This window comes from Gillisella taibaishanensis (assembly GCF_001938985.1).
Lineage (GTDB): Bacteria > Pseudomonadota > Alphaproteobacteria > Rhizobiales > Rhizobiaceae > Allorhizobium > Allorhizobium taibaishanense.
The window spans coordinates 228191-245951 of the sequence record NZ_MKIN01000020.1 but is presented as its reverse complement, the minus strand read 5'-3'; the positions used below and the strand labels follow the sequence as shown (position 1 = coordinate 245951).

Annotated in this window: 19 protein-coding genes; 11 read left to right on the top strand and 8 right to left on the bottom strand. The window is 60.4% G+C overall.

Features of this window, described 5'->3' with window-relative positions; genetic code table 11:
- The first annotated feature begins 17 nt into the window (after positions 1-17).
- Positions 18-947, top strand: a complete 930-nt coding sequence (locus tag BJF91_RS06360) for a LysR family transcriptional regulator (protein WP_075613641.1) — start codon at positions 18-20, stop codon at positions 945-947.
- Between the two features lie 11 nt (positions 948-958).
- On the opposite strand, the gene BJF91_RS06355 is transcribed toward BJF91_RS06360, so the two are convergent.
- A complete protein-coding gene (locus BJF91_RS06355) occupies positions 959-1789 on the bottom strand; it encodes a class II glutamine amidotransferase (RefSeq protein WP_075613640.1) in 831 nt (276 codons plus the stop codon).
- Between the two features lie 257 nt (positions 1790-2046).
- Between BJF91_RS06355 and BJF91_RS06350 the strand changes: the two genes are divergently transcribed.
- From BJF91_RS06350 to BJF91_RS06340, 3 genes are all read left to right on the top strand, one after another.
- Positions 2047-2958 carry a pirin family protein gene (locus BJF91_RS06350; RefSeq protein ID WP_075613639.1) on the top strand — a complete coding sequence of 304 codons (912 nt, stop codon included), beginning with the start codon at positions 2047-2049 and terminating at the stop codon, positions 2956-2958.
- A 106-nt stretch (positions 2959-3064) separates the two neighbouring features.
- Positions 3065-3640 carry a dual specificity protein phosphatase family protein gene (locus BJF91_RS06345; RefSeq protein ID WP_075613638.1) on the top strand — a complete coding sequence of 192 codons (576 nt, stop codon included), beginning with the start codon at positions 3065-3067 and terminating at the stop codon, positions 3638-3640.
- A 106-nt stretch (positions 3641-3746) separates the two neighbouring features.
- Positions 3747-4151 (top strand): GFA family protein, encoded by a 405-nt coding sequence (locus BJF91_RS06340; RefSeq protein ID WP_075613637.1) that lies wholly within the window; start codon positions 3747-3749, stop codon positions 4149-4151.
- 26 nt (positions 4152-4177) lie between these two features.
- On the opposite strand, the gene thiD is transcribed toward BJF91_RS06340, so the two are convergent.
- Complete coding sequence (thiD, locus tag BJF91_RS06335) at positions 4178-5029, bottom strand: bifunctional hydroxymethylpyrimidine kinase/phosphomethylpyrimidine kinase (protein ID WP_075613636.1); 852 nt, start codon at positions 5027-5029, stop codon at positions 4178-4180.
- A gap of 205 nt (positions 5030-5234) precedes the next feature.
- Between thiD and otsB the strand changes: the two genes are divergently transcribed.
- The gene (otsB, locus tag BJF91_RS06330; RefSeq protein WP_075613635.1) at positions 5235-6044 is read left to right on the top strand and encodes a trehalose-phosphatase; all 810 of its coding nucleotides are present in this window, start codon (positions 5235-5237) and stop codon (positions 6042-6044) included.
- A 26-nt stretch (positions 6045-6070) separates the two neighbouring features.
- Positions 6071-7474 (top strand): alpha,alpha-trehalose-phosphate synthase (UDP-forming), encoded by a 1404-nt coding sequence (otsA, locus tag BJF91_RS06325; protein ID WP_075613634.1) that lies wholly within the window; start codon positions 6071-6073, stop codon positions 7472-7474.
- A gap of 57 nt (positions 7475-7531) precedes the next feature.
- Here otsA and BJF91_RS06320 read toward each other — a convergent pair whose 3' ends face one another.
- A complete protein-coding gene (locus BJF91_RS06320) occupies positions 7532-9115 on the bottom strand; it encodes a peptide chain release factor 3 (RefSeq protein ID WP_075613633.1) in 1584 nt (527 codons plus the stop codon).
- 96 nt (positions 9116-9211) lie between these two features.
- Here BJF91_RS06320 and dut point away from each other — a divergent pair, with 96 nt between their 5' ends.
- The 3 genes from dut to BJF91_RS06310 are packed head-to-tail and all read left to right on the top strand — an operon-like array spanning position 9212 to position 10574.
- Positions 9212-9679, top strand: coding sequence for a dUTP diphosphatase (gene dut, locus BJF91_RS06315; protein ID WP_075613832.1), 468 nt, complete (start codon positions 9212-9214; stop codon positions 9677-9679).
- A 5-nt stretch (positions 9680-9684) separates the two neighbouring features.
- Positions 9685-9894: a hypothetical protein gene (locus BJF91_RS25285; protein WP_234801560.1), complete on the top strand. Its 210-nt coding sequence runs from the start codon at positions 9685-9687 to the stop codon at positions 9892-9894.
- Positions 9885-10574, top strand: coding sequence for a GNAT family N-acetyltransferase (locus BJF91_RS06310; RefSeq protein ID WP_407639860.1), 690 nt, complete (start codon positions 9885-9887; stop codon positions 10572-10574). The genes BJF91_RS25285 and BJF91_RS06310 overlap by 10 nt, the downstream gene beginning before the upstream one ends.
- Before the next feature lies 1 nt (position 10575).
- Here the strand turns inward: BJF91_RS06310 and BJF91_RS06305 are convergent, their stop codons facing one another.
- Entirely contained in the window at positions 10576-11208 is a 633-nt protein-coding gene (locus BJF91_RS06305; RefSeq protein WP_075613631.1) for a LysE family translocator, read from the bottom strand.
- Between the two features lie 126 nt (positions 11209-11334).
- On the opposite strand from BJF91_RS06305, the gene BJF91_RS06300 reads away from it, so the two are divergent.
- Complete coding sequence (locus BJF91_RS06300) at positions 11335-11952, top strand: LysE family translocator (protein WP_075613630.1); 618 nt, start codon at positions 11335-11337, stop codon at positions 11950-11952.
- Between the two features lie 137 nt (positions 11953-12089).
- The gene (cysK, locus tag BJF91_RS06295) at positions 12090-13058 is read left to right on the top strand and encodes a cysteine synthase A (protein WP_075613629.1); all 969 of its coding nucleotides are present in this window, start codon (positions 12090-12092) and stop codon (positions 13056-13058) included.
- Positions 13059-13174: 116 nt separating this feature from the next.
- On the opposite strand, the gene BJF91_RS06290 is transcribed toward cysK, so the two are convergent.
- The 4 genes from BJF91_RS06290 to BJF91_RS06275 form a co-directional block, all read right to left on the bottom strand.
- Positions 13175-14707, bottom strand: a complete 1533-nt coding sequence (locus BJF91_RS06290) for a YifB family Mg chelatase-like AAA ATPase (protein WP_075613628.1) — start codon at positions 14705-14707, stop codon at positions 13175-13177.
- Positions 14708-15035: 328 nt separating this feature from the next.
- Entirely contained in the window at positions 15036-15983 is a 948-nt protein-coding gene (gshB, locus tag BJF91_RS06285; RefSeq protein WP_075613627.1) for a glutathione synthase, read from the bottom strand.
- Positions 15984-16068: 85 nt separating this feature from the next.
- Positions 16069-16515: a cupin domain-containing protein gene (locus BJF91_RS06280; RefSeq protein ID WP_407639863.1), complete on the bottom strand. Its 447-nt coding sequence runs from the start codon at positions 16513-16515 to the stop codon at positions 16069-16071.
- A 134-nt stretch (positions 16516-16649) separates the two neighbouring features.
- Positions 16650-17756 (bottom strand): sn-glycerol-3-phosphate import ATP-binding protein UgpC, encoded by a 1107-nt coding sequence (locus BJF91_RS06275; protein WP_075613625.1) that lies wholly within the window; start codon positions 17754-17756, stop codon positions 16650-16652.
- Positions 17757-17761: the final 5 nt, after the last annotated feature.

The following is a 17761-nucleotide window of genomic DNA, read 5'->3' as shown; positions in this document are numbered from 1 at the left end:
TATGTTATAAATATGGGATGATAGAGCTTCGCCATCTCCGCTATGCCATTGCCGTTGCCGATGAGGCCCATCTGACCCGTGCTGCCGAGCGCCTCGGTTTGCAGCAACCGCCACTTAGCCAACAGATCAAGGCGCTGGAGCAGGCGGTGGGCGTGGCGCTGTTTCATCGCCAGCCGCGCGGTATGAGCATGACGGTCGCGGGCGAGGTCTTCATGGCCCGTGCTCGGCAGATCCTGGCCGATGTCGACGGTGCCGTTGAGGAGGCGCAACGGGCAGCCCGGGGCGAGACCGGTCAACTCTCCATCGGCTTCACCACCTCGGCCGCTTTCCATCCGCTCGTCACAAGCGTGGTGCGCGCCACAAGGCTGACGGCACCGGCTTTGAAACTGCGGCTGGACGAAGGCTCAACGGCCGAATTGCTGGCAGATCTGACGGCTGGTCGGCTTGATGCCGCCTTCATTCGCACCACGCCGGGCGCGATGACCGAGTTGAGGCCGTTGCTGACGGTCGAGACCGTGGATGTCGAGGACATGGTTCTCGCGCTGCCTGACACCCACCCCCTGGCCCTTCATACGGCGAAAGCGGATGATGCGCGCGTGGTGCTGGCGACCCTGGCCGAAGAAACCTTCGTGTTGTATCGCCGGCCGCTGGCGCAAGGGCTCTATGACCGGATCATTGCCGCGTGCCAGGCGGCAGGCTTCAGCCCCCGGGTGGCGCAGGAAGCGCCGCGGCTGGTGTCCACCCTCAGCCTCGTCGCAGCCGGCCTCGGCGTCTCGATCATTCCCCACTCCATGGCGCGGCTGGAAACGTCAGGCGTGGCCTATCGGCGGTTTGCGGCCGGTTCGGGGCTTGAGGCGCCGCTGTCGCTCGCCTATCGCAGCGAGGCTTATCATGGCGCGCTCGAACGTTTCGTCAGGGAAGTCAAAGACCAAGTCGCCAAGCCCTGAGGGCGCGAGATTCAGCCGGCCATCTCTGCGATGCCAACGGAGGCTTCGCGGGCTACATCCAGCTTTGACTGCGGCTGAAAAACAGTGACCGTCAGGCCCTTGTCGTTCAGCATCACGGCACTGCCCGGTGGAATTTCCGTCCAGGCATCACCGTCGTCGGTCAAGGGTTCGGAGACCAGGCAATGGCCCCCACTCGTTCCCATCGGCCCGGCATAGAGGGTGGGGGCAAAGGCGTCGGTGGAATAACGCACCGCATAGAGCGTATTGCCATCGGAAAAGGCGGCGGTGAAGCGAACCCGGGCGGTACCGACAAGCTCAAGGCTGAGCCGCTCGGCAAAGCCCACCGCCTCGGCCATAGCCGCAACAGGCCGCTGCTTCATCCCGAACTGCATCGCGAGCAGGAACAGCAATTCGGAATCCGTCGAGCCGGTCCGGGCATTGAAATATTCGTCATCCAGCATGCCCTCCATCGCCCGGCGGAGACGATCGAAATGATCGATCTGACCGTTATGCATGAAGGACCATGTGCCATGCACAAAAGGATGGCAATTGTCGCGCCGGGTGGCGCCATGGGTGGCGGCGCGCACATGGGCCAGAAACAGCGGCGAGCGAATCTGCCGTGCGATGCTCTTCAAATTGCAATCGGACCAGGCGGGCAAGACATCGCGAAAACGGCCCGGTTCAGGCCTGTCACCGTACCAGGCGATGCCGAACCCATCGGCATTGGTGGAGGTTTTGGCACGGGTTGCGCAGACGGATTGCTCGATTAGTGAATGAGCGGGCGAAGACACAAGCTCCTCGATGAAGAGGGGTTCTCCGCGATAGGCTGCCCAACGACACATGGCACTTATGCTCCGGCATTGCCGCTCCGTTGCGAAGACGGCAAAGCCAAGTTTGAAGGAAGGTATATAACGAAGCGTAAAACTTGGCTTTCTTCATGACAGATTCTTGACGTGGCCGACAATCACATTTTGCAGTGCGACAATGCATTTTTGTGAAGTTTATCCGGTGAACACTGCGTCGCCAGTCGATCTCTTCGCGCGCCTTCGAAAATGCTTATATTGGCGCCAACCCCATTTTGCCTGAAAGGAAGTTTCTCATGTCCATTCGCCCCGTCAAACACCAGAGCCAAGCCACCCCCGCCATGGAAGGTGCTGGCGTGCGGCTGCACCGCGTCTTCGGTTTCGGCGATCCGTCGATGACCGATCCCTTCCTGATGATGGACGATTTCCGCAACGACGACCCCAAAGATTATATCCGCGGGTTTCCCTGGCATCCGCATCGCGGCATCGAGACCATTACCTATGTGCTCGCCGGAACGGTGGAGCACGGTGACAGCCTTGGCAATCAGGGCCTGCTTGGTGCCGGCGATATCCAATGGATGACAGCTGGCAGCGGCATCATGCACCAGGAAATGCCCAAGGGCGATTTTTCCGGCAAGATGCACGGCTTCCAGCTCTGGGCCAACCTGCCCTCCTCGCTGAAAATGACCGCGCCGCGCTACCAGGACATCAAATCCGGCGACATTCCCGTCGTTATCGATGATGACGGCACCGCTGTCCGGGTGATCTCTGGCGAATTCTGGGGCAAGAGCGGCCCGGTCGATGGCATTGCCGCCGAGCCTGTCTATCTCGACATTTCAGTGCCGCCGGGCAAGACCAAGCGCTTTCCTATAGACACCTATCGCTCGGCCTTTGCCTATATCTTCGCCGGGTCCGGCTCGTTCCGGGATGCGTCCAAACCCTTTGGCGTCAAGGTTGAGAAGGAGTATCAGGGCGAAGAACTGAACATCCGCGACCTCTCCGGCGATCGCACCCTTGTCGTGTTCGACACGGGCGACGAGATCACGGTGCAGGCCGGCGAAAAGGGCATCCGCTTTCTGCTCGTCACCGGCAAGCCGATCAAGGAACCCGTTGCCTGGCATGGTCCGATCGTGATGAACAGCCGCGAGGAACTGATGCAGGCGATGCGGGAATTGCAGAACGGCACCTTCATCAAGGCCGATCACTGACAAAAACGTGAAGCGGTAAGGCGCGGCTCCCAGCCACGCCTTTCAGCGTCCTGTCAGACAGAAGGTCCAGTGACGGGCGAGTATATTCTCGACCCGCCTGGACCTCATGATGATATTTCTGGCTAAAACCCTTCGCCATTTCGCACTCACCTGCCTTGCGGCTCTTCTGTGCTGCGGCGCCTATCTCGGCTATCTCAGGCTATCCGGCAATTTTCACGAGGTCATTCCTGGTGAACTATATCGGTCCGCTCAGCCAAGTGCTGCCGATATCACCGATTATGCCAAACGCTACGGCATCAAGACCATCGTCAATCTGAGAGGTCCATCGCCCTCTCCGTGGTATCAGCAGGAACTGGGCGTTTCGCAGCAGCTCGGTATAGAGCATGTTGATTTTCGAATGTCCGCTGGACGGGACCTGACGATCGACAAGGCCGAGCGGCTGATCGCATTGCTGAAGTCCGCTCCGAAACCAATTCTGATCCACTGCGAAGGTGGCGCCGACCGCAGCGGCCTTGCCTCGGTCCTCTATCTCCAACAGGTTGCCGGAGTGAACGAAGAACAGGCCGAACAGCAGCTCTGGCCGGTGCTCTATGGTCACGTTGGCATTCCCTATGTCACCCGTGCCTATGCCATGGACCGAAGCTGGTTGGTCTTTGAAAAGGCATTCGGGATCGAAAGTTAACTTCCTGAGTTAGGCAGGTCATGCCGAAGCGCTATGGTCTTGAGCATTTCCAGCAAAAGTCCGCCGCAGCTTTGGGTCCTGAAATGCTCAACGGGAGGTTCCAGTCATGCATATCGACGGTCAATGCCATTGCGGTCATGTGACGTACAAGGCCGAAATCGATCCTGAAAATGTCGGCATATGCCATTGCACCGATTGCCAGCGCCTGAGTGGATCGCCTTTCCGGGTTACGGTGTCTGCACCGCGTGACAAGCTCCAGTTCACCGGCAACCCGCCTCAGTCCTACACGAAACATGGCGACAACGGGCGGATCCGGTATCAATTTTTCTGCTCGAAATGCGGCTCCCAGCTACTGACCACCGGAGACGGAGAGGATGCAGGCGTATGGGGCATCCGTTGGGGCAGCATCAATCAGCGGGACAAGCTAGTACCGAACCATCAGATCTGGCGGCGGTCTGCCGTCCACTGGCTCGACAGTATAAGCGGCCTGCCGGGACCTGACACGGAATAGCGGTGATCTGTGTCCACCGCATCATCTCACACCCAAAGATTATGGAAATGATGCACCGGACCATGGCCCGAGCCGACTGAAAGCTGGCCTGCCGCCCGCACAGCGCCCGTGAGCCAAGTCTTTGCTCGCGCTACTGCGCCGGCCAAAGCGTCCTCTCTGTTAGCACCGCCAGCCTTGGCCAGTTCAGCGGCAATGGCGCTGGACAGCGAGCAGCCGGTGCCATGGGTGTTGGCGGTGGCAATCCTTTCGCCTTCCAGCCAAACCCCGCTGTGAGCGGTCAGCAAAAGATCCGGGCTCTGATCGCCCGGCAGATGTCCGCCCTTCAGCAGCACCGCCTTAGCCCCGAGCGCCAGCAGCGCCTTTGCCTGCCGCTCCATCCCGGCCCGATCCGTCGCTTCGTCCTCACCCAGCAGCGCCGCCGCCTCCGGCAGATTAGGCGTGATAAGGCGCGCTAGGGGCAAGAGTTGACCGACCAGCGCCCCGACCGCCGCCTCATCGAGCAACGAGGCGCCGCCTTTGGCGACCATGACAGGATCGAGCACGATGGGAATGCCAGGATGAGGCGCCAGTACAGCGGCGATAGCTTGGGCAATTCCCGCATTGGCAATCATCCCGATCTTCACTGCATCGACCCTGACGTCGGCAAAAACAGTTTCGATCTGACGCGCGACAAAGGCCGGGTCGAGCACTTCGACCGCAGCAACGCCCAGCGTGTTTTGCGCGGTCAATGCCGTCATTGCCGCCATGCCATAGACGCCAAGTGCTGAAAACGCCTTCAGATCCGCCTGGACGCCCGCGCCGCCAGAGGGATCGGAGCCGGCAATCGACAGGACATTGGCAACCCGGTTTACTGGCCTTTCGGCCTCATTGTCGTTCATGGTGGAGGGGTCTCTCACAGTCTGCTCGCAACATGCCAGGCTGCAGCCAGGCAGCCGGCTACCGCTTAAACTCCATTGCTCTATCGCAGCTTTCCGGGGCTCTGTCACCTTTGCTGCAGTGCGCAAGTTCACTCATAAAGCCCGGAACCAAACGGCATTTCTATCGTTATCCTGCATGAACAGGTCGTGTGAGACGAGGCAGGATATGGAAAACCAGCAATCGGCAATCAAGCGCTCACCCTTCGTTTCGGGACAAAAAGATGCAGCGGGGCTGCTCCTCGAACTCGTCGACAGGGAGCCTGAGCGCTACGCCCTTTTTCTCGACATTGACGGCACATTGCTCGATTTGGCGGAGAGCCCTGACGGCATCCGCGTTCCGAGCGGACTTGCCGACGACCTTGCCACAGTTTCGGCGAGAATGGGCGGCGCCCTGGCGCTGGTGACCGGGCGAGCGCTTACCTATGCGGATCGGTTGTTTGCGCCCCATCGGTTTCCGATCGCCGGTCTCCATGGCACTGAGCGGCGAGACGCGTCTGGCGCGATAATCCGAAGCGAGTCGAGTGCGGCCTTTCTGGCCGTCAAGGAAGACCTGCCGCGCCTGCAGCAGGCATGGCCGGGCGTCCTCGTCGAGGACAAAGGTGCCGCGATTGCCGTGCATTACCGTCAGGCACCCGATTGTGCCGACGTCGTACAGCAAGCCATGGCCGATGCCATGGCTGCGGTAGGACCCGGATACGAGCTACAGACCGGCAAGATGGTGGTCGAGATTCGCCCGGATAGCGCAGACAAGGGTCGGGCGCTGCAGGCTTATCTCTCCGAACCGACGTTTCGCGATCGCGTTGCCATCGCCATCGGTGACGATGTCACTGACGAGGCGATGTTCGAATGCGTCAACCGCCTTGGCGGGCTGTCGTTTCGGGTTGGAGATCTCGATGGCAGTCTCGCGCGCCAGAGCCTGAACAATCCGCAAGTGCTGCGCGACACGCTGTCGACGCTGGCGCGCCGGGGACAATAATTAAAGATGACGAAAGGGATTTTCAGATGAGCAGACTTGTTGTCGTTTCGAACCGGGTTCCCGTGCCTGATAAGAGCAACAAGGCGCCCGCCGGTGGCTTGGCCGTGGCGCTTCGCGCCGCGCTCGAGGAAAAGGGCGGCATCTGGATGGGCTGGTCCGGCAAATCGAGCGGAGAGGAAGAAACCGGAGAATTGACGTCGATCCAGGACGGCAAGATCACCTATGCCCTAACCGATCTCACCGACAGGGATGTCGACGAATATTATCACGGTTTTGCCAACCGCGTGCTGTGGCCGACCTTTCATTACCGTCTCGACCTGACGGATTACGCCCGCAAGGAAATGACTGGTTATTTCCGGGTCAACCGCTTCTTTGCTGAGCGGCTGGTTCCGCTATTGAAGCCCGATGACACCATCTGGATCCAGGATTATCACCTGATCCCGCTTGCCAAAGAACTCAGACAGATGGGCGTGAAGAACCGGATCGGCTTCTTCCTGCATATTCCGCTGCCGCCAGCCGACGTGTTGTTTGCAATGCCGGTCTATGAAACGCTGATTGAAAGCCTCGCCCATTATGATCTCGTCGGGTTCCAGACGGATTTCGACCATGCGAATTTCGTTGGCGCCCTGGTGCGCGAGGGTATTGGCGAAGCGCTCTCCGGGGGCAAGATCAAGTCACATAACCGGATCTTCAAGGCAGGCTATTATCCAATCGGCATCGAGACGGCAGCCTTCGCCACTTATGCCCGCCGCGCCATCAAGAACGGCATGGTCAAGCGCGCTGCCCAGAGTCTTGAAGGCAAAGCGCTGGTCATCGGCGTTGACCGGCTGGATTACTCCAAGGGACTGACACAGCGGCTCGACGCTTACGAGCATTTCATCACCGCCAATCCCGACTACCAGGGCAAGGTGACCTATCTGCAGATCACGCCAAAATCGCGCTCGGAAGTGCCGGAATATGAGGCCATGCAGCGCACCGTTGCCGAACAGGCCGGCCGGGTCAACGGCGAACTCGGCACCGTCGACTGGGTGCCGATCCGCTACATGACCCGCTCCGTGGCCCGGCCTGTGCTGGCCGGTCTTTACCGGATGGCCAAGGTTGGTCTGGTCACACCGTTGCGCGACGGTATGAACCTAGTTGCCAAGGAATATATTGCCGCTCAGGACCCAGATGATCCGGGCGTGCTGGTTCTCTCACGTTTTGCCGGCGCCGCTCGTGAAATGAAGGGGGCATTGCTGGTCAATCCCTACGATACCGAAGGAACGAGCAATGCGATTGCCAAGGCGCTGGCTATGCCGCTTGCCGAGCGCCAGCAACGCTGGCAGCAGATGATGGACCATCTGCTCGTCCACGACGTCAATCACTGGTGCGACACGTTCCTGCAGGATCTGATGCAGATGCCGGGATATCAGGCGGCCGAAGCCGCCTGATAGAGCTGAGGACCAGGTTTTCGGAGATCCGATGCTCCAGCAGATCACGCCGCCTTGTCACGCCGCCTTGGCGACGTGATATTCCTTGATCGCGACCATCTTGATGGCCGGATATCGTTCGGCCTCGTAGCGCAGGGAAAAGGCGTCCTGCGCCATGAACACGGGATCGCCGTCTAGATCCCGGCAGATATCGCCACGTCTTGCGGTCATAAACTTGTCGAGATCGGCGGCATTGTCGGCGGAAATCCAGCGGCAGACGGAAAAACGCGACATCTCGAACGAGACCGGCAGGGTATATTCGCCCGACAGCCGCTCCTTCAAGACGTCGAGCTGCAGCGCACCGACCACACCGACAATGGCGGGCGAGCCATCTTCCGGCGAAAACAGCTGCACGACACCCTCTTCGGCCATCTGCTGCAGGGCTTCCTTCAGCTTCTTCGCCTTCATGGCATCTTCAAGCCGCACGCGGCGCAGGATTTCCGGCGAGAAGTTCGGCACGCCCTGAAAGACCAGCGCCTCGCCTTCGGTCAGGGTATCGCCGATGCGTAGCGTGCCGTGGTTGGGAATACCGACCACATCGCCGGCAAAGGCGGTGTCGGCCAATTGGCGCTGAGAGGCGAAAAAGAATTGCGGCGCCGTAAGGCCCATCAGCTTGCCGGTGCGAGCCAGCCGCGCCTTCATGCCGCGCTCCAGCTTGCCGGAGCAGATGCGGGCAAAGGCGATACGGTCGCGGTGATTGGGGTCCATATTGGCTTGGATCTTGAAGACGAAGGCCGTCATCTTGTCCTCTGCCGCATGCACCTTGCGGATATCCGCCACCTGGTCACGCGGCGGCGGCGCAAAATCGCCCAGAGCATTGATCAGATCGCGCACACCAAAATTACGCAGCGCAGAGCCAAAGAACACCGGCGTCATATGCCCTTCGAGAAACGCCTGTTTGTCAAACGGGCGGCAGGCTTCCTGCGCCAGTTCCAGCTCTTCGATAAAGGTCTGACGCTCGTTTTCCGGCAGGTTTTCCGCAACGTTTTTAGGGCTGTTCACAGCAAGTGCTTCCACCTGCTTGTCGGACCCACGGAAGGTGTTGTCGACAAGATTGTAAGAGCCGCAGAAGCTCTTGGAGCGCCCGACCGGCCAGGTGATCGGGGCCGTGTCCAGCGCCAGCTTTTCTTCGACCTCATCGAGAATCTCGAAAATGTCCCGGCTTTCGCGGTCCATCTTGTTGACGAAGGTGATGATCGGAATGTCGCGCATGCGGCAGACCTCGAACAGCTTCAGCGTCCGAGGCTCGATACCCTTGGCGGCGTCGATGACCATGACGGCCGCATCGACCGCCGTCAGCGTGCGATAGGTATCGTCCGCGAAGTCTTCATGGCCGGGCGTATCGAGGATGTTGAAGACATTGCCTTCATATTCGAAGGTCATGACCGAGGTGACGACGGAGATGCCGCGCTCGCGCTCGATCTTCATCCAGTCCGAGCGGGTCTGGATGCGATCCTTCTTGGCTTTCACTTCACCGGCCAGCTGAATGGCACCGCCGAACAGCAGCAGCTTTTCGGTCAGCGTTGTTTTACCGGCGTCCGGGTGAGCGATAATAGCGAAGGTGCGGCGGCGGGACACCGCCTCTGCGAGCGTTTCGGCCATGCGAGGAATTCCTTTTGACTGGCCGGTTATCTAGCGTTTCGGCGCCCGATATGCAATTGACCGCCGCAAACAAAGGATGTTGCCCCTATGCCAGACATGAAGCCTGCCACAACAGCCCCCCGCCTCGCGCTCCAGCGCCTGCCCCATGGTGAAGGTATCGACCTGCCCGCCTACGAAACCGCAGGGGCCGCCGGCATGGACCTGCGCGCCGCCTTGGAGGAGATCGAACCTCTGGTACTGGCGCCGGGCGAACGCGCATTGGTGCCGACAGGCTTTATCTTCGAGATCCCCGAAGGGTTTGAAGCGCAAATCCGCCCCCGCTCCGGCCTTGCCTTCAAGAACGGCATCACCTGCCTCAACACGCCGGGTACAATCGACAGCGACTATCGTGGCGAAGTGAAAGTGCTGCTGATCAATCTCGGCCATGAGGATTTTACCGTCAGCCGTGGTATGCGCATTGCACAGATGGTGATCGCACCTGTCACGCAGGCCCAGGTCATTGAGGTGACCGAGACGTCGGAGACGACACGCGGCGCAGGCGGTTTTGGATCGACAGGGGTGTAAAGACGATGGCGCCGGCCGGCCTGACATTAAGACAGGGCTATTTCGAAGACCCCCGGTCCTTCCAAGGGCTTGTCGATCTGCTGCAAGATGTGTTCGGCATCGATATCGGCGCGCAAAACCTGCTCGGCGGGCCGGACCCGACCTGCATGCCTTTCGGGTATTTCGATACAGACGGCCGTTGCGTTGCCAATTTTTCCGTCTTTCCATGCCGCTGATGGTGAATGGCGATATTATCAAGGCCGCAGGCTACCAATCTGGTGCTGTCCGTCCCGAATATCGAGGACGAGGGCTTTATCGCGACCTGATGCAGCGAGCCTATGCCTGGGCCGAACAAGCGGGATATGAGACTGGAATTCTGCTGACAGACAAGCCTTCGCTCTATCAGGCCTATGGTTTCAGCGTGATCCCGCAATTCAAGTTTAGCGGCCCGCCGCCGGTCTTCAAGCCGAAGTCTGACAGCAATCGCCGCCAGCTCGACGTGGCAACCGCCGAGGACGTCGGCCTGCTGCGCGATAGGCTCGCAACCCGTCAGCCAGTCTCGGAGCAGTTTGCCGTTGTTCGTCAGATAGAGATGTTCCTGCTCAACGCTCATTTCGACGCTTCAGTTCATCTGACGTATTTGGCGGAAATTGATGCTGTTGTTGCCTGGACGTGGGGCAACGATGGCTGTTTCAAGCTTCTAGATATCGTAGCGCGAGAGATGCCGCATCTGGACACCGTGCTGTCAAACCTTGCAATCGAGCCTGAGCATGTCGAGGTTTACGTCACACCGGATTGCCTCGCCTGGCAGGGACGCCCCGTTGCCTATGAAGGGTCCTGCGCCCTGATGATGACCGGTACCAGGTTCGAGGCGCGGGAAGCATTTGCCATGCTGTCGCCTATGGCCGATTTTTAGGTCAATGCTGTGCCTGCGTTGCCATCCGCACCGCCAGGGCTGCCAGCACAGTGCCCATCAGCCAGCGCTGCACGAGCATCCAGAGAGGGCGGCGGCCGAGGAACAGGGCGATGGAGCCGGCGGTGATTGCGACCGTGCCGTTGATGGTCATGCTGATGGCGATCTGGGTGATGCCGAGGACGACCGATTGCATCAGCACGCCGCCACGGTACGGGTCGATGAATTGCGGCAGCAGCGAGAGGTAGAGAACCGCAGCCTTCGGATTGAGGAAGTTGGTGATCAACCCCATCATGAACAGCCGTTTCGGGCTATCCTTCGGCAGTTCCCGGACCTGGAACGGCGAGCGGCCACCGGGCCTGATCGCTTGCCAGGCAAGATAGGCAAGATAGACGGCGCCGGCGATTTTAAGCGCGTCATAGGCATAGGGCACCGCCATGACGAGCACAGTAATGCCCAGCGCTGACGCCAGCATATAGAAGAGAAAACCGACAGCGACACCGCCGAGCGAGATCAGGCCCGCCATCGGCCCCTGGGAAATCGACCGGGAGACGAGATAAATCATATTGGGACCCGGTGTCAGCGCCATGCCGAGACAGACGAAGGCAAAGGCAATCAGCGAGGCAGTAGCGGGCATGGCGGGGACCTTGAATGGCGGTGACACCGTCAAACCAGAAAATCGTGTGGCCTTCAAATTCAATCGTGTCACCGTTGCAAGTTGCAACCGAGCGATCTAGCAATACATCTTCCCTGGAGATTTGCCATGACGCTTGCCAGCCTGTTTGCCTATGCCGCCGCTCTGTTCATTGCCGCTGCGATCCCCGGCCCGGGCATGACGGCGATTGTGGCGCGGGCACTCGGCTCCGGCTTCCGACCGACCTTCTTCATGGGGCTTGGCCTGATCCTCGGCGATCTCTGCTATCTGACGGCTGTGGTTCTCGGCCTGGCCTATATCGCCCAAACCTTCGTCACCCCCTTCCTCGTGATCAAGCTCCTCGGTACGCTCTATCTCGCCTATATCGCCTGGAAACTCTGGACCGCAGGGCTCTTGCCGCAGAATATCGAGGCGCGCAGAGCCTCCGGCCTGATGGCGTCCTTCCTGTCCGGCTTGTTCGTGACGCTCGGCAATCCCAAGACCATGCTGTTCTACGTGGCGCTGGTGCCGACGCTGATCCCGCTTGCCGCTATCGGCCCCGCCGATTACGGCTTGTTGGTGGGAACCACTTTCATCGTGCTGATGGCGGTGCTGATCCCCTATATTCTGCTAGCCGCCAAGGCACGGCTGCTGCTGAAACAGCCCTCGGCGCTGAAGCTGCTTAACCGCACTGCCGCCAGCATTCTGGCCGCGACCGCCGCCTATATCGCCGCCCGGGCAGCGTGAAATAAACATTTGCCCGAAAGGACTTGGCAGTGGGTTTTTTCTCCCTTGATGCAAGCGGATAGGCAAAGGGTTCTGGTCGGACAGGCGATTTGATCCTATTGTCTCGGCCAAACACTTTTTTATCTGGAGGAAGAAACATGTCGCAGACCAAGAAGCCGGGCCGCGGCCGCGTCTATGGGTCGATCACCGAGACCATCGGCGATACCCCGATCGTGCGGCTGGACAAGCTGGCAAAGGAAAAGGGCGTGAAGGCCCATCTTCTCGCCAAGCTCGAATTCTTCAACCCGATCGCCTCGGTCAAGGACCGTATCGGCGTCGCCATGATCGAGAGCCTCGAAAGCCAGGGGACCATCACGCCCGGCAAGACGGTTCTGATCGAGCCGACCTCCGGCAACACGGGCATTGCGCTTGCCTTTGCTGCCGCCGCCAAGGGCTATCGGCTGATCCTGACCATGCCCGAGACCATGTCGATCGAGCGGCGCAAGATGCTGGCTCTGCTCGGCGCGGAACTGGTGCTGACCGAGGGACCGAAGGGCATGAAGGGCGCCATCGCCAAGGCCGAGGAACTGGCAGCCAGCACGCCCAACGCCATCATTCCCCAGCAGTTCGAAAACCCCGCCAATCCGGAAATCCATCGCAAGACAACAGCCGAGGAAATCTGGAACGATACCGACGGCACTATTGATATCTTCGTCTCCGGCATCGGCACTGGCGGCACGATCACCGGCACCGGCCAGGTGCTGAAGGCAAAGAAGCCATCGATCCAGGTGGTCGCGGTCGAGCCGGCCGATAGCCCGGTCCTGTCGGGTGGCGCTCCCGGTCCGCACAAGATCCAGGGCATTGGCGCCGGCTTTGCTCCTGCCATTCTCGACACCGGGATCTATGACGAAGTCATCACCGTCACCAATGACGAAGCCTTCGAACAGGCCCGCCTAGTGGCCCGGCTTGAGGGCGTGCCGGTCGGCATTTCATCGGGCGCCGCTTTGACCGCTGCCATCAAACTCGGCCAGCGACCGGAAAACGAAGGCAAGACCATCGTGGTGATCATTCCGTCCTTCGCAGAACGCTATCTGTCGACGGCCTTGTTTGCCGGTCTCGGCGAATAACGTCGCCACGACCACAGCTCGGATGACCAAGGCTCGGCTATCCGTTTCGGATCGCTGCCGAACACCAAGAACGTGATTCACTTACTGCGAAGGGCTGCTCACGCAGCCCTTTTGCATTATGCCGCCGCCGTTAGCCGCTCTGAGGGTATGCGATAGGAAATTGCCTCGGCCAGGTGAATGCGGCCAAGCGCTTCCGATCCGTCGAGATCAGCAAGCGTACGCGCCACTTTCAGCACGCGGTGATAGGCACGGGCGGAAAATTTGAACTTTTCGGCCGCGTCGCGCAGAAGCTGCAAGCCTGCCGCATCCGGGGCCGCGAGCTTCTCGATCCAAGACGTCGAGCATCGCGCATTGGTGCGGACTTCGGGAATACCGGCGTCAACGAAACGCTGCGTCTGCCGCTCCCGGGCCAAAGCGACGCGACGGGCGACATCCGCACTCTTTTCCGCCGCCATCGGCTTGATCAGATCCATCGCCGAAACGGCCGGTACATCGATCCTGATGTCTATGCGATCCAGCAGCGGCCCGGAAATCCGCCCCTGATATTCGGTCAGGCAGCGGATGCCGCGCGCGCAGGTATGGCCGGGCTCGCCCGCCATGCCGCAGCGGCAGGGGTTCATCGCCGCCACAAGCTGGAAGTTGGCAGGATAGGTCACACGGTGATTGGCACGGGCAATGACGCATTCGGCGCTTTCCAGCGGCTGGCGCAGAGCGTCAAGCACCTGCGGCGAAAACTCCGGGAATTCATCGAGAAACAGCACACCGTTATGGGCAAGTGAGGCTTCGCCCGGACGGGCACGCAGCCCACCGCCAACCAACGCGGCCATGGTGGCGGAATGATGCGGCGTGCGGAACGGCCGCCGGTCGGACAGACGGCCGCCCGCCAATTGGCCGGCGATGGAATGGATCATCGACACGTCAAGCAGTTCCGGCGCCGACAGAGGCGGCAGGATCGACGGCAGCCTTGCTGCGAGCATGGATTTGCCGGAGCCGGGTGGGCCGACCATCAACAGATTATGGCCACCAGCCGCCGCCACTTCCAGCGCCCGCTTGGCGCTTTCCTGACCACGGATATCGGCAAGATCAGGCAGATTGCCCGCCACCGCACGGCTGGCCGGGGTCGGACGGGTTAGAACCTGGGTTCCCCGGAAATGGTTGGCGAGTGCAATCAGACTGCGAGGCGCGAGAATGTCGATATCCTCCCCAGCCCAGGCCGCCTCCGGCCCACTGTCGGCCGGGCAAATCAAGCCCTTGCCGAGTGCGTTGGCCGCCATGGCAGCCGGCAGTGCACCGGCCACGGCGGCGATCGTTCCGTCAAGGCTGAGTTCACCGACCACGAGATAATCACCCAGCACATCCGCCGGAATGGCGCCGAGCGCCGCCATCAACCCAAGGGCAATGGCGAGGTCGAAATGCGAGCCTTCCTTGGGCAGATCGGCCGGGGCGAGGTTGATCGTTATCCGCTTTGGCGGCAGGGCAAGGCCTGAGGCATGCAGGGCCGCCTGAACGCGCTCGCGGCTCTCGGCCACTGCCTTGTCCGGCAGGCCGACAATCTGCACACCGATCTTGCCGGGTGCCACCATGACCTGAACATCAACAGGTACGCCGTCAATTCCTTGAAAGGCAACCGTGCCCACCCTTGCAACCATAACCCAGCCCCCTTGCCGGCAGCGGATGATCCGCCAATGTCGCAATTTCCAGGATCGTCGGTAACGAAGAAAGAAACTGCTTTAATATCAAACTCATAAAATATGCGGCTCTTGAAATGGGAAGTCCGGTGAGGACAATTCACCACAACCTTACTGTTACACAAGAGATTAAAGACAGCAAGAACATTATATGAACAAACACCCGCAAAAGCAGCATTTTGGTTGTATGCGGTTGCAACCCGTGAACAAAACGAGACGTGGGTGCCAGACAGACGAAATCCGCCGCAGGGGGTCGCGGCGGATTGATCATAAGGCGAGTGGATGAAGGTCAGCTACGCTTCTTTTCGATCGCGTCCCAAAGCAGCGCGGCAATATCGGCGCCGCCGAATTTCTTCACCTCCCGCAGGCCGGTCGGGGACGTCACGTTGATTTCGGTCATGTAGTCGCCGATCACGTCGATGCCTACAAGCAGGAAGCCGCGCTCGCGCAGGGCAGGACCGATGCGGGCGCAGATTTCGTGCTCGCGCGCTGTCAGTTCCGTCGGTTCCGGCTTGCCGCCGGCATGCATGTTGGAACGGGCATCATGCTCGGCCGGTACGCGGTTGATGGCGCCGACCGGCTCGCCGTCGACGAGAATGATCCGCTTGTCACCCTTGCGCACCGCCGGCAGATAACCTTGGGCGATAAAAGGCTCGCGGAACATCTGGCCGAACATCTCCATCAGCGAGGAGAAATTGCGGTCGTCACGGGTGGAGTGGAACACGCCGGCGCCGCCATTGCCGTAAAGCGGCTTCAGGATGATATCGCCCTGCTCAGCGCGGAAGGCAGCAATTTCTGCCGGATCGCGGGTGATCAGCGTCGGCGGCATCAGATCTGCAAATTCGGTGACGAAGATCTTTTCCGGCGAATTGCGCACCCATGCCGGATCGTTGACGACGAGCGTCTTCGGATGAATGCGCTCCAGCAGATGGGTGGCCGTGATATAGGCCATGTCGAAAGGCGGATCCTGGCGCAGCAGCACCACATCCATGGTCGAGAGATCAATACGCTCAGGGCTGCCGAGCGTGAAATGGTCGCCCTTGACGTCGCGCAGTTCCATCGGCTCGACGGTGGCGTAGATCTTGCCATCGCGCATGGTCAGCCGGTCAGGCGTATAGTGGAAAAGCTTGTAGCCGCGGGCTTGAGCCTCCAGGCTCATGGCAAAGGTGGAATCTCCGCCGATATTGATCGACGAGACATGGTCCATCTGGACGGCGACGTTGCGGATCTGAGCCATAATCTTTCTCGCGTTAAACCGGAGAGAGATTTAGGCTGCGCAGTCTGTGAACGCAACGCCGGCTGGACGCAAATTTTCCGCGAGGTCAGAGGCCGGATCGTCCGCCTCCGCGCAGAGCATTGCGCAAGCGGTAGAGGGTGGCGATAGGCTCGGGAAAGGGCTTGCGCAGAAAAGCGATCTTGCGGACATAGGTCTCGATCCGCCATGTTGCCCAGGTGCCGCCCTTGAAATAGGCGATATCGCCAGCCTTCAAAACGCGCTCCGAGCCGTCCTGCGCCGTCACATGCACCTCGCCTTCCTGGATCACCACCGTTTCATCCCAGCCGAAATACCAGCGAAAGGTGCCTGCTGTGCAATCCCACAGGGCCGTAGAGCTGGCCTCGTCCTCGCTTTGCGAGTGGTTTGCCATGCGCGCCTGCGGATCGCCCTCGACAATCCAGTCAGGATTGATCGGCGCCGGCTTCAGATTGAGATGATCGGCATTGGCCGTGACGAGGGCAGGCACGTCCTGCATCTTCAGGCGCGGCCGCATAATCGCAACACCGGCCATGGCTGCGAACAAGAGTTTGACTGGCATGGATACCCCCCATGATGACCAGACTTCGGTTTAGCGCGAGCCGGTCAAATCCGAGTTAATCCCAGCCTTACAATTTTATCGAATCCCTATCAGGCACTCACCGTTGCCGCTTCCGCGCCGAAAGTCATCCGCGCCTTGGCAAAGGGCAGCGCCAGCCGTCGACCCTCGCGGTCGAAAAAGTGGAATTTCTGCGGATCGACGCCAAGGCGCATTTCGCCAGACAAGGCCGTCGCGACAGGCAGCGAGGCGCAGAGTGCCTGATCGCCCACGAAGCCGTGGACGAGCCGCACGGCGCCAAGCTCCTCGACATAATCGACTCGGAACGGCAGATAGGGTTGGCCGGGTGCTGCCACCGTCAGGTCTTCGGCGCGCAGGCCCACCGTCACCTCGCCGCGATAGGCGGCTTCGTCATCGAAAGTGAAACCTACCGGCCAGATCGCCAGGCGATTGCCATCGATATGGCCGGTGATCAGGTTCATGGCAGGCGAGCCGATGAAGCTGGCGACAAAGGTCGAGGCGGGGGCGTGATAAACTTCGAGCGGCGTGCCGATCTGCTCGATCCGGCCACCGTTCAGCACCACCAGCCGGTCGGCCAATGTCATCGCTTCCAGCTGGTCGTGGGTGACATAGATCGATGTCGTGCCAAGCCGGCGCTGTAGCTTGCGGATTTCGACGCGCATGGAAACGCGCAGCTTGGCATCGAGATTGGACAGCGGCTCGTCAAACAGGAAAGCGGCCGGCTTGCGCACGATGGCGCGGCCCATGGCAACACGCTGACGCTGACCGCCGGAGAGAGCCCTCGGCCTACGGTCGAGATAAGGCTGCAGCTCCAGCATCCGGGCCGCCTCATCCACCCGGGCGTCGATCTCTGCCTTGGGGGTTTTGCGGTTCTTCAGGCCGTAGGCCATGTTCTGCCGCACCGTCATATGCGGATAAAGCGCGTAGTTTTGAAAGACCATGGCGATGTCGCGATCCGCCGGCTCGACGGTGTTGACCACCCGATCGCCGATCCTGACGACGCCCTCGGAAATGCTCTCGAGCCCGGCCACCATGCGCAGCAGCGTAGACTTGCCGCAGCCGGACGGTCCGACCAACACGATGAATTCGCCATCAGCAATCTGAATGTCGACCGCGTTGACCGCTTTTACGCCGCCATCATAGAGTTTCGAGACCTGGTTGATGTCAATGGACGCCATCGGAC